The sequence below is a fragment of the Rhizobium sp. CB3171 genome (assembly GCF_029714265.1).
Lineage (GTDB): Bacteria > Pseudomonadota > Alphaproteobacteria > Rhizobiales > Rhizobiaceae > Rhizobium.
The window spans coordinates 523,588-535,998 of record NZ_CP121653.1; the positions used below are offsets into that span (position 1 = coordinate 523,588).

Below are 12,411 nucleotides of genomic sequence, written 5' to 3' on the forward strand. Positions count from 1 at the left end.
TGATGTCATTTTAGATTGTAGCCAATTCCATGACGGAGACGTCGTTCGCCTGGTCGCGCTCCAGAATTCCCGCTTGTTTGCCTTGCGCAAGGACAAGGATGCGGTTTGATACACCGAGAACCTCTTCCAGATCAGAGCTGACCACGATGACGGCCACGCCCCTGTTCGCGAGGCCGACAATGATGTCGTAGATGCCGGCGCGAGCCCCGACATCGATGCCTCGGGTCGGCTCATCGAGCACGACCACTTTGGGATCGCGCATCAGCCATTTTGCGATGACGATCTTCTGCTGGTTGCCGCCGGAGAGATCGGAGGCCAGTTGATCAGCACGGCCCTTGATACCAAATGTCGAAATGGCTCTCTTCGCGAAATCCCGCTTCATCGAGGACGTAATCCAGCGGCTTTCGAACTGATCGAGGTTTGGGTAAACGATATTTTCCGCGATGCGGTGGTTGACGACCAATCCCTGAAGCTTGCGGTCTTCCGGCACCATAACGATGCCTCTCGCTACCGCGTCAGCCGGACTATGCAGTTTTAACGCTTCGCCATTGAGGCGCACAGCGCCGGACCTTACGGGATCTGCTCCGGAGATGGCCCGCACCAATTCGGTTCGCCCCGCGCCGACCAGGCCGGCTATACCCAGAATTTCTCCGGCCCTTACCTCGAAGCTAATATCGCGGAATGAATCGTCCACCGAGGTCAGAGCGTCGACCTGCAACACCGGACGATCCTGCGGCACCGGCAATGTCGGGAACATTCTATCGAGCGAACGGCCGACCATGCTTTCAACGATCGTGCGCACAGGGGTCGAGCTATCGGCAAATTCCTGAACACGTTCGCCGTCGCGAAGAACGACAATGCGGTCGGTGATCTGCTTGATCTCTTCCATCCGGTGCGAAATGTAGATGATCCCGACGCCTTCGGAGCGCAATTTCCTGACCTGCTCGAAGAGCGCCTCGGTTTCCGCACCGCCGAGTGCGGCCGTCGGTTCGTCGAGGATCAGCAGCTTCGCATCGAGCGCCAGGGCCTTGGCAATTTCAATGAGCTGTTGGTTGGCGGTCGACAGTCCCGCCACCTTGCGCGTCGCAGGAATATGCAGGTTCAGGCGCGAGAGCTGTTCTTGAGCGCGTTTGACCATTTGTGTCCGGTCGACGACGCCGTTCTTCATCGGCCAGCGACCGATGAAGACATTTTCGGCGATCGTCAGCTCGGGAAGCAGTTGAAGCTCCTGGTGGATCAGGACCACGCCCTTGTCGATCGCCTCTCTCGGATTGGCAGGGGCATAGGGCTGCCCCTGCCATGTCATGGTACCTTCGGAAGGCGTGCGTGATCCGGCGATGATGCCCGATAGGGTCGATTTGCCCGCGCCGTTTTCGCCGAGCAAGGCGACGACCTCGCCCGGGAAGACATCGAGACTGACGTTCTTCAGGACTTCCAGAGGGCCGTAGCGCTTGGAAATACCTCTGAGTGTGAGCACCGGATCAGTCATCGCACCGCTCCCTTGGTTATGCTTACGGATGGTTGGCGATAAAGCCGGCCACGTTATCCTTTGTGGTCAGGGTCGCATCCATAAGCTGGACCGGGGGCGCTTTCTCGCCGCCGACGATCTTTACAGCATTGGCAACGGCATCGCGGCCCATTTTCTGGGTCTGCTGCGTCGCGGTCACGTCGAAGACGCCGTTTTTCAGCGCTTCGAGCGCCGCGGTGTCGCCATCGAAGCCGCCGAGAGCAATCTTTTGCGAGGGGTTTGCGACCTTGATGGCCTGTGCAGCGCCGAGGGCGAGCGCATCAGCCTGCGCGAAGACGATCGAAACGTCCGGATTGGCCTGGAGCATGTTCTGCATGATCTGGAAGCCTTCATCCTGGCTCCAGATGTTCGACCACTGCTCCGAGACGATCTTCACGCCGGGATTTGCTTTGACGGCATCCATGCAGCCCTTCGTGCGATCGACTTCCGGCGTCGTGCCCTTCTGGCCATGGATGATCACCATGTTGCCCTTACCGCCGGCCTTCTCGATGATGTACTTGCAGACAGCGTTTGCCGATGCGACGGAATCCGTAGCCAGGAAGGTGTCGCCAGGTGCACCGTCGGCGTTGCGGTCGACGTTGATGACCGGCACGTTCGACTGATGGGCGAGCTTCACCGGAATGGTTGCGGCGGCGGCACCGGCGGGAATGTAGATGAGCGCGTCGATGTTCTGCGTGAGAAGATCCTGGACCTGGTTGACCTGCGTCGGACCGTCGCCCTTCGCGTCAACGGTGATGACTTCGATGCCGCGGGTCTTGGCCTCAGCTTCGACGGCCTGCTTGATCTGGTTGAAGAAGTTTGCCTGAAGGTTAGCGACCGCGAGGCCGAGTTTCTTGACTTCCTTGGCCTGAACCGAGCCCAGCGACAGTGCGAGTATGGCTGCCGTGGTCAAGAGAGTACGGGAAAGTTTCATGAGTTCCTCCTTTGGTTTCAATCCGCCCTTGGATACGTCCTCCGCCCTCGGGCTTTCACAATCCCCGTCCGTGCAGCGGAAGGGGAATTCTGGCTATCGGCCTTAGTGGCTCGTCTTATGCCTTCCTCCGGCGCAGCGTTTCAGCGCCGACCGCAAGAACGATGACGACGCCGATGATCACTTGTTGCAGGAATGGTGACACGTTGAGCAGGTTCAGGCCGTTGCGCAAAACGCCGATGATGAGCACGCCGATCAGCGTTCCGCCGATGCCGCCAGCACCGCCCGATAGAGACGTTCCCCCGATGACGACGGCCGCAATGGTGTCGAGTTCATAGCCAAAGCCGCTTGAAGGCTGGACGGCATCCAGGCGGGCAGCAAGGACGATCCCGGCAACGCCCGCCAATATGGCGCACACGACGTAAACGCCGATCGTGACCACCGGCACATTGATGCCGGCCAGGCGGGCGACCTCGGGATTGCCGCCGATCGCATACAGCATGCGGCCTTCGGAACGGTATTTGAGAAAGAGCCACGAGACGATGACGATCGCCAGCATCAGGAAGACCGTCGCGGTCAGGACGCCGAAATGACGGTCGATCGCCAGCATCGTAAACCAGTCGGGAAAGCCGACAATCTGCTGGCCATCGGTAATCATATTGGCAATGCCACGGGCGACCGACATCATCGCAAGGGTAGCGATGAAGGCCGGCACACGGAAACTCGTGACCATCAAGCCGACAATCAGGCCGCTGAAAGCTGAAGCCAGGAGCGCCAAGGGGATTGCGACGGCCATCGGCAAGTCCGCAACATTGGCAACCCAGCCCATCACCATCATCGACAGCGCAAGGACCGAGCCGACGGAAAGATCAATGCCGCCGATCAGAATGACGAAGGTCATACCCACGGACATGACGCCGAGCACGGTGATTTGATCGAGGATGTTGAGCGCGTTGCGCACCGAGAGAAACCGGTCCGTCGCAACGCTCAGGAAAACGCAGAGTATCAGCAAGCCGATCAGCGGACCCGTGGCCCCGCTAAGCCATGCAAGTGAGGTTCGCGGCTGCTGGCTTTGCTCGTTAACGCCCAAGGCTGACATGGCTCCTCCACTCCCTATGCTTGCTTCAGGTGATTTTCCTTCAAGCTTGCATATTTATGCATTCATGTTGGAAAATTCATTATCAACTCATATTTGGCCTGTCAAGCACTGAAAAAGGTGCATAGCTTTCTGCCAAAGCGGCATGCAATCAATAAATGGGCTTGACTGAATGGTCTTTTGTGCAAAAATATCTGCGATTGAATATTTATGCAACGAGGGAGCATCATGCAAGTTAAGGAACTTGAGCGCGTCGCGCGTCAGATACGCCTGCGTGACCTGCAAGCGGTCTATGACGCAGGTGCGGGACATATTGGCGGTGAGATGTCGGCGATCGACATCCTGACGGCTCTCTATTTTCGCGTTCTGAAAATCTATCCCAGCGAACCGAAGCGGCCCGATCGTGATCGGTTCATTCTGTCAAAGGGCCACACGGCCTGCGCGCTGTACGTTACCTTGGCAAAGCGCGGGTTCATTTCGGAAGAGGAGATCTCGACGTTTTTGCAGCCGCATTCACGGCTCAACGGCCATCCCAATTGCAACAAGGTGCCGGGTGTCGAAACCAACACCGGTCCGTTGGGGCACGGATTGCCTGTGTCCGTCGGCATTGCCAAGGCCGGCAAGATGAATGGCGCCGGCTATCAAACCTATGTCATGACCGGGGACGGCGAGATGCAAGAGGGATCGAACTGGGAGGCCATCATGGCGGCATCGCAGTTCAATCTGGACAATCTGACCCTGATCATCGATCACAATCGCTTCCAGCAAGGCGCGGCACTCGCCGATACCAATAATGTCGCCCCGCTCAGACCGAAACTCGAAGCATTCGGCTGGGAAGTCAGCGAAATCAACGGCAACGAAATGACGCAAATCGTTCCCGCATTGGAACATCGCGGCCTGCGTCCGCACTGCATCATCGCCCACACCAACAAGGGCCATGGCATTTCCTTCATGCAGGACCGGGTGGAGTGGCATCATAAGGTGCCGAACAAGGAACAATACGAACAAGCAGTCGCAGAACTGTCGGAGGCACTCTAATGGACGCGCCCAACTCGAACATCAATCTTCACGATTGCCGTGATGCTTTCGCTGCGACTTTGGAGGCGTTGGCGGGTAGCGAGCGGACGATCATTGCGGTCTGCAACGATTCCGTCGGCTCATCCAAGCTCGGCGGGTTCAAATCCAAATTCCCGGAACGACTGGTCAATGTCGGCATTGCCGAACAAAACATGGTCGGCGTTGGAGCAGGGCTGGCGAACGGTGGACAGATCCCATTCGTCTGTGGGGCCGCGTGCTTCCTGACCGGCCGTGCTCTGGAGCAGATCAAGGCCGATATTTCCTATTCGAATGCGAACGTCAAACTGATCGGCATTTCCTCCGGCATGGCCTATGGCGAACTCGGCCCGACGCATCATTCCATCGAGGATTTTGCTTGGACGCGTGTCCTGCCAAATCTTCCGGTTATTGCGCCATGCGACCGCATTGAAACGGCTGCTGCTGTAAAATGGGCGGCAAGCTATGCCGGACCCTGCTTCCTGCGCCTGTCGCGCGTCGGCGTTCCGGACCTGCTGCCGGACGATCATAAGTTCGAGCTCGGCAAAGCCAATGTGCTGCGCGAGGGCAGGGACGTGACGCTGATTGCCAACGGCACGCTGACGCATCGTATTGTCAAGGCGGCAGAGATACTCGCAACCCAGGGGATCGACGCCCGTGTTCTCAACATGGCAACCGTACGGCCGATCGATGAAGAGGCCATCATCGCCGCCGCAAAGGAAACGGGCGCCATCGTGACGGCCGAGGAGCATTCGATCTATGGGGGTCTCGGCTCTGCGGTCGCCGAAGTCGTCGTCGATAATGCGCCTGTTCCGATGAAGCGTCTGGGCGTTCCTGGTATCTATGCCCCGACAGGCTCGGCGGAATTCCTTCTGGATGAATTCGGAATGGCTCCTGACGCCATTGCGCAGGAGGCGTTGGCGCTTCTCAAGAGGAAGTGATCTGACGCTGACAGCGCGCTTACCGAGGCGTTGTGCTGAATGCCCCGACCCATTCTTGGAGGAAACATTTTATGCGAGCCATCCTGGCAATCGATCAGGGCACGACGAATTCCAAGGCCATTCTGGTATCGGAAAAGGGCGAGCTGATTTCTCGCGGTGCTGCGCCCGTTGGCATCAGCTATCCGCAACCAGGCTGGGTCGAGCAGGATCCAAATCGCATCTGGCAATCGGTATGCGAGGCGGTACGTGCTTGTATCGAAGCTGCGCCGGAAAAGGTTGCGATCGAAGCGGTTGCGATTTCCAATCAGCGGGAATCGGTAACGATCTGGGATGGCGATACCGGCGAGGCGCTCGGTCCCGTCGTGAGCTGGCAGTGCCGCCGCACGGCCAGCGATTGCGAAAAGCTGATTGGGCTCGGGCATTCGCAGTGGGTCGAGGAGACTACTGGCCTGCCGATCGACCCGATGTTTCCCGGCTCGAAGATGAAATGGCTGCTGGATCGCGCCCCGGCCGAGCGCGCAGTGCGAATCGGCACCGTGGATAGCTGGCTTATCCACTGCCTGACGGGTGGTAAGAAGCATGTCTGCGATGCATCGAATGCAGCCCGCAGCCAACTCTTCGACCTGAAAGCCCAGCGTTGGAGCGACGAGCTTTGCACATTGTTTGGCGTAGACAAAGGCCTGCTTCCCGAAGTTCTTGACAGCGCCGGGCAATTCGGAACGACCACGAGCCTCCCGGGCGTGCTGGACGGAACGCCCGTTTGCGCTGCCATCGGCGATAGCCACGCCGCTCTCTTCGGGCATGGGGCCCATAAGGCGGGAGACGGCAAAGTGACGTTCGGCACGGGTTCGTCGGTCATGACGACATTGCCGCACTTCATCGCGCCGCAACATGGGATCACGACGACCGTTGCCTGGCGCATTGCGGGAAAACCGACCTTCGCTTTCGAAGGCAATATCCTCGTCTCAGCGGCAAGCCTGCCGTGGATGACAGAAATTCTCGGGCTTTCCGACGTCACCGCACTCGTCGAGCTGGCGGCGACCGCCGAGCCGGGTGGGCCCGGCTTCGTTCCCGCGTTTGTCGGCCTCGGGGCGCCCCATTGGAATTCGGATGCCCGCGCGCTGTTTTCCCAAATCAACTTCAGCACCACCCGCGCGCAGTTGGCGAGGGCCGTTACCGATTCCATTGCGCTGCAGGTGCATGATGTCTTCCAGGCGATGCAGAAGCAGAATGGAGGAAACATCGGCTCGCTCTATGTCGACGGTGGACCCAGTCAGAATACGTTTCTCATGCAGTGTGTCGCGGATCTATTGGAGCACGCTGTTATTCAATGCGCAGCGCCGGAGGCGTCGGCGCTGGGTGCCGCCTATCTGGCCGGCCTGTCGTTGGGCATGTGGGCGGATCTTGACGCTATCGGTCGCCTTCCTCGACAGAACACAATCATCAAGCCGCGGGCAAACGACAACGCGGAAAGGTTTAAAACGTGGAATGATGCGATTGCACGCTCGACGTTCGAACCGCCGCCCGCTATTGGTGAATAAAAATTCACTGATGGAACAAGCATGGGACGGATCAACGAGCTTCGCCTGATTTCTCGTGTCGCACAGATGTATCACATCGAGCACAAGAGACAGGCTGATATTGCCCAGCACCTGAGGCTGTCGCAGGCGACCGTCTCTCGAATGCTTAAGCGGGCGGAAGCCGAAGACATCGTGCGGACCACCGTTATCCCACCTGTCGGAACCTATACCGAACTCGAAACCGCGCTCCGGGAACGTTTCAATCTTCCCGAAGCCATTGTCGTTGAATGTTCCGAAGACCGGGAAGGCGCCATCATGGCGCGGATCGGCGAAGCCGCCGCTCACCTTCTCGAAGTCACCCTTTCGGAGGGCGAAATTATCGGCGTTTCAAGCTGGAGCCAGACGATTTTCAAGATGGTGGAGAATATCCACCCGCAAAAAAGCGCCCAGGCAAAATATATCGTTCAGACCCTCGGCGGCATGGGCGACCCTTCCGTTCAGACCCATGCGACGCAGCTAACCACAAGGCTCGCCCGTTTGACTGGCGCCGAACCCAAACTCCTTCCGGTCCAAGGCGTGACAAGTTCAAGAGAGGCCAAGCTGCTTATGATGGCCGATCCGTTCGTGCGGGAAACGATCGAGCTTTTCGGGGCGATCAGCGTCGCAATCGTCGGCATCGGCGCGGTCGAACCGTCCGAGCTTCTGGCCCGGTCCGGCAATATCTTCTCGTCGCGCGAATTAGCGGACTTGGCCGATGCTGGAGCGGTCGGCGATATTTCCTTGCGTTTCTTCGACGGCAAGGGAAAACCGGTCAAAACGCCCCTGGACGAGAGGGTGATCGGTATCTCGCTTGATGAGCTTGCCAAGGTTGACCGGGTGATTGCGCTTGCGGGAGGCGAAAAGAAGACCGCTGCTATCGCCGGCGCACTGCGTATAGGTGTGATTGATACCTTGGTGACCGACAAATTCACCGCGCAGCGGCTGATCGATCAACCGGCATAGGTCCAATGCCGCAGCCTGTATCTCGACGGCTCGACTAGCTCAGAGGCTGATAGATCACGCGGCTGAGTTGCGCTGGCGGAGCTTCTCGCCAATCTCACCAGCCGACATGGGCTTGCCGACTAGGTAGCCCTGCAATTGGTCGCAGCCGGAGGCTCGCAGTATTTCCGCCTGGCGAAGATTCTCGATCCCCTCGGCCGTCACCGGAATTTCAAGCGCCGTTGCCAAAGCGACCGTGGCGCGCAGAATATCGATGCCGTTGGCATTCTCTTCCAGGCCCAACACTAGCGACCGGTCGATCTTCATGCGATCGAATCCGAATTGCCGCAAGGCACCGATACTTGCATAGCCGCAGCCAAAGTCATCGAGCGCGAATTTGATGCCGATACGCCGGAGCACGTCGATTGAACGGCGCGCCTGGTCAGGATTGGTCATCAGGACGCCCTCGGTTATTTCCAGCGTCAGGCGGGTAGGATCGAAAGCGGATTCATCAAGGACCGCCGTGACTTGTGCGGCAAAGTCCGGATTGCAGAGCTGGATGGGCGAGACATTGACCGAAAGCGCCAGGTACGGCCAGGCCTTCGCATGCTGGATCGACGTCCGTAGCATATGAACGCCCAATGCATCGATAAGGCCGGACTTTTCGGCAAGCGGAATAAAAACTTCCGGGCTGATGCTTCCAGCCGCACTCCGCCAGCGTGCGAGAGCCTCAAGACCAATAATTGCACCCGTTGATGCCGACACGAGCGGCTGGAAAACCGGTTCGATCGCGCCGCTATTGATAGCGTTTCTCAGCTCGCCTTCCAGTTCGGCGATACGCTGGCGCTCGCGATCCAGTTCGAGATCGTAGGTAACGGCCTGGCCCTTGCCATTTTCTTTGGCGCGGTAAAGAGCGATATCGGCTCTGCGCAGAAGCTCCAGTGGCGCGATATTGCCGATGCGGCACGCCACGCCAATGCTCGTCCCGACTTCGATCGTTCGCCCGCCAATTTTGAAGGGATTGCGAAAAAGTTTGAGAATGGATTCTTCTATATCTCGATGTGGAGCGGATCCGACCTGCACCAACGCGAACTCGTCACCGCCTAACCTTGCAGAATCATGGATTTCGGGATGACAGCCCTGCAGCGCTTTTGCGACAATCCGGATCAGTTCGTCTCCGACTGCATGTCCCCACGCATCGTTGACAGCTTTGAAACCGTCGAGATCGATCATGTAGAGCGATGCTGGCAAGCTGGTATTGTCCAGTTGATCCAGCATCCCAAGAAGGCCGTGTCTGTTCAGCAGGCCGCTCAAACTGTCATGACCTGCTTCAAATCTGGCCGCCTCGGCCAAACGGCGGAGACGCCCGGCTTCGGACGCGCCTGCAAGCAAGACGGCGGCCAGGAAAAGGGCGAGGATGCTGGCGGCGGCAGTCACATAGGGATAGACCTTGTCAAAAATGGCGTCCCCCGGAGCCTTGCTAGGCCAAACGAGATAGCCGATGACCGTGCCACCCATGTCCTTGATCGGGGAATTCAACTGGTTCGGTTCGGGCGTCGCCTGGAGCCGCAGACCGTCAAGCTCGTGCTCATCCGAGAGTGCATCGATGACCTCTGGGGTCAGCTCTTTAAAGAAAGTCAAAACGCTGAGCTTCGGAAGCTCGCCCTTCGCTTCGAAGGGTTGTATTGCCTGTGATGCCACAAGCAGGATTCCCGCCTCAGTCTTGAAGAAATTGAGCAAGGGTGCTGGCTGCGGGGTGGCGGCAGCTTCAATCTGGCGGTCGAAGCCGGCTCCGAAATAGTCGCGCGGCTGAAAGGGTTTGCCCTTCAGATAGGCGGAAACCGCATTGCCATCGGGCCCGATTACAACGGCACCATCATAGAGTGAATAATCCGCGCTAGTTTTGCCCCAATTCTCAAAGGCCCAATCCGCAGCGGCAGCCGAGCCAATAGCAGCATAGGCATCATCCCAGACGGCATTGTCTTTCATCGTGCCGCTGAGCTTGGCCATGAACGAAATGATCGCGGCACGCGCAGCGCGGTCTGCCCGCGCATCGTCGATTTCGTTCGCTGACCGTGTCATCGTCGCGACCACATGCGCCACGAGGCCGGTCAACACCAACGCGACGGCGATGAAGCACACCGTTATCGCGATCACGGAAGAAGTTTGGGCACGGAAATGGCGGGGCGTCGGATTGGAAGACATGAGGATACGCAAACTCAGATTGACAGGTCATGCCTTGGGGGACGGCAGGAGACATCATGTCCGCTATGCGCTGCCTTTGAATTCTACCGTCTGAAGCCATAAACCATTATTAACAACGCGTAGCGCAGCGTAGTCTTCACGAAAAATCCTGCGCGAATCGGCTAGGCGCAGCGCAATTTGCTCGGTCTGCTCGATAGAGGCGGATTGGCCGGCAGGAAGCCTAAGCATCCGAACGCATGGGCGGACAGTCTTGCACACTGGTTGAATTGCCAACCGCCGACAGTGTGTGGTACGCCATAATACGATTCTAATAAAGTCGATTGCCGAACGGAAGTCGAGCGTGCGAAACACGTCCAATACTGAGGTGCAAGAATGAGCGGTGCTCTAAAGGACGCGGCGATCAGAGTGGAGCGTCCCGCAAAAACGCTGCGAGAGCTCGCGCTCGATAAGGTCCGCGAAGCCATCGTGAGCGGATATTTTCGCCCGGGAGATCGACTTGTCGAACGCGACATGTGTGCTCAGCTCGGCGTGAGCCGGACGATTGTGCGCGAGGTTCTGCGGCATCTGGAATCGGAAGGGCTGGTCGCCAATCTGCCAAACAAGGGCCCGATCGTCGCCCAGCTCGATCTCGACGAGGCCAAGCAGATCTACGAGATCCGCGGTGTGCTCGAAGGTATGGCGGCGCGACTGTGCGCGCAGCGCGGAAGTCCGGAGATCGTCGCAGCGCTGGAGGCGTCGCTGCAGGGTATCCGCGATAGCTACCGCGACAAGGACATGCCCGGAGTGCTCGCGCACACATCTTCTTTCTATCAGACGCTGTTCACGATGGTCGACAGGCATGTCGCCTGGGGCGTCGTCAATCTCCTCACCGTGCGCATAAATCATCTTCGGTCGATGACGATCAAGACGGAAAATCGCGACATCGAGGGCCCGCGCCAAATGGCGAAGATCGTGGACGCGATCCGCCGTGGTGACGGGGAGGGTGCCTACAAGGCCGCCATGGACCATGTTGCCGCCGCCAGCGCCATTGCGGAAGCGGTTCTCTCCGCTAAGGAATCCGCCGATTAGGCCTGTAAACGCTCCCTGCATGCAGTCCGGGAGCGATTGGAACCTCTTTCGATCTTCAATTTCGATCTGATTGGGCCCGCGAGTCTCCTCGCGGTCGCTCCCGCGACTCCGCAAAATACGGCAAACCCCACATTGCAAGCTTGACACCCAACTTTGCTCAATGTGATGGTATGCCATAATAAGTAATAAGGTGGAGCGTCATATGAAATGCATTGCCGTGCCTGCCCAACGCTCATCTAACATTCATCGACACCGCTGAAGCGCTGCAGGCCTGCCGCGACGAACCTAGCCTAGCCACTACTCGTTCGAAGGCCCAAGTGGCCGACTCTGAGCGATCTGGGAAGTTCGTTGTAGATGGCATAGCGCGAGCGCTAATCTAATTATTTGTTTTCACATAATTTTTTCCGACATTCACCTTGAATCTTCTTAGCCGGGAGAAATCGGCTTGACACTTTAATATTATGGCATACCATAATACACAACGTCAGAATTGAGGTGTTCGATGACTATCCAAATTCGTAAGACCGGGCTGCAGATCGAGACGACGCTGATCGAGGGCGGCAAGCCGGCGCAGGTTCCCTTAAGGCTGTTTTCCGCCTACGCCGTTGTGAAAAATCCCTGGGCCGGACGCGGCTTCGTCGAAGACTTGAAGCCCGAAATTCATGCGGTTGCTCCGATCCTTGGCGAGCTGCTGACGAAGATGATCATCGAGGCCGTTGGCTCCGGCGATGCCGTCGAAGCATACGGAAAATCAGCGGTGGTCGGCCTGGATGGCGAACTCGAGCATGCCTCGGCACTGATTCACACGCTTCGCTTCGGCAATCATTATCGCCATGCGGTCGGCGCCAAATCCTATCTCGCCTTCTGCAATACGCGCGGCCCCGCCAATTCTCCGATCATGATCCCGCTGATGGACAAAAACGATGAAGGGCGCCGCTCGCATTACCTGACGATCCAGACCGCAATTCCAGATGCACCGGCCGCCGACGAAATTGTCGTCGCGCTTGGTGCGTCCGTGGGCGGGCGTCCGCATCATCGCATTGGCGATCGCTACCAGGATCTCAAGGATCTGGGCCAAGACGTCGCCAACCCCGCCGGCGTTTGAAAGGCTG

The 12,411-nt window shown here is 58.2% G+C and carries 10 protein-coding genes; 6 read left to right on the forward strand and 4 right to left on the reverse strand.

Annotated features, from left to right (window positions below):
* Positions 1–10: 10 nt before the first annotated feature.
* From QA648_RS21700 to QA648_RS21710, 3 genes are all read right to left on the reverse strand, one after another.
* Positions 11–1,489, reverse strand: a complete 1,479-nt coding sequence (locus QA648_RS21700) for a sugar ABC transporter ATP-binding protein (protein WP_283053607.1) — start codon at positions 1,487–1,489, stop codon at positions 11–13.
* A 22-nt stretch (positions 1,490–1,511) separates the two neighbouring features.
* Complete coding sequence (locus QA648_RS21705; RefSeq protein WP_260304824.1) at positions 1,512–2,441, reverse strand: sugar ABC transporter substrate-binding protein; 930 nt, start codon at positions 2,439–2,441, stop codon at positions 1,512–1,514.
* A gap of 115 nt (positions 2,442–2,556) precedes the next feature.
* The gene (locus tag QA648_RS21710) at positions 2,557–3,537 is read right to left on the reverse strand and encodes an ABC transporter permease (protein WP_283053609.1); all 981 of its coding nucleotides are present in this window, start codon (positions 3,535–3,537) and stop codon (positions 2,557–2,559) included.
* 225 nt (positions 3,538–3,762) lie between these two features.
* Between QA648_RS21710 and QA648_RS21715 the strand changes: the two genes are divergently transcribed.
* The 4 genes from QA648_RS21715 to QA648_RS21730 all read left to right on the forward strand — a co-directional run bounded on the left by QA648_RS21715 (position 3,763) and on the right by QA648_RS21730 (position 8,050).
* Positions 3,763–4,572, forward strand: coding sequence for a transketolase (locus tag QA648_RS21715; RefSeq protein ID WP_283053610.1), 810 nt, complete (start codon positions 3,763–3,765; stop codon positions 4,570–4,572).
* Complete coding sequence (locus tag QA648_RS21720; protein WP_283053612.1) at positions 4,572–5,528, forward strand: transketolase family protein; 957 nt, start codon at positions 4,572–4,574, stop codon at positions 5,526–5,528. The genes QA648_RS21715 and QA648_RS21720 overlap by 1 nt, the downstream gene beginning before the upstream one ends.
* A 71-nt stretch (positions 5,529–5,599) precedes the next feature.
* Entirely contained in the window at positions 5,600–7,069 is a 1,470-nt protein-coding gene (locus QA648_RS21725; RefSeq protein ID WP_283053614.1) for an FGGY-family carbohydrate kinase, read from the forward strand.
* A gap of 21 nt (positions 7,070–7,090) precedes the next feature.
* Positions 7,091–8,050 carry a sugar-binding transcriptional regulator gene (locus QA648_RS21730; RefSeq protein WP_260304829.1) on the forward strand — a complete coding sequence of 320 codons (960 nt, stop codon included), beginning with the start codon at positions 7,091–7,093 and terminating at the stop codon, positions 8,048–8,050.
* A 54-nt stretch (positions 8,051–8,104) separates the two neighbouring features.
* Here QA648_RS21730 and QA648_RS21735 read toward each other — a convergent pair whose 3' ends face one another.
* A complete protein-coding gene (locus QA648_RS21735; protein ID WP_283053616.1) occupies positions 8,105–10,231 on the reverse strand; it encodes a bifunctional diguanylate cyclase/phosphodiesterase in 2,127 nt (708 codons plus the stop codon).
* 372 nt (positions 10,232–10,603) lie between these two features.
* On the opposite strand from QA648_RS21735, the gene QA648_RS21740 reads away from it, so the two are divergent.
* Positions 10,604–11,299: a GntR family transcriptional regulator gene (locus QA648_RS21740; protein ID WP_260304831.1), complete on the forward strand. Its 696-nt coding sequence runs from the start codon at positions 10,604–10,606 to the stop codon at positions 11,297–11,299.
* Positions 11,300–11,801: 502 nt separating this feature from the next.
* Positions 11,802–12,404 carry an amino acid synthesis family protein gene (locus QA648_RS21745; protein WP_283053619.1) on the forward strand — a complete coding sequence of 201 codons (603 nt, stop codon included), beginning with the start codon at positions 11,802–11,804 and terminating at the stop codon, positions 12,402–12,404.
* Positions 12,405–12,411: the final 7 nt, after the last annotated feature.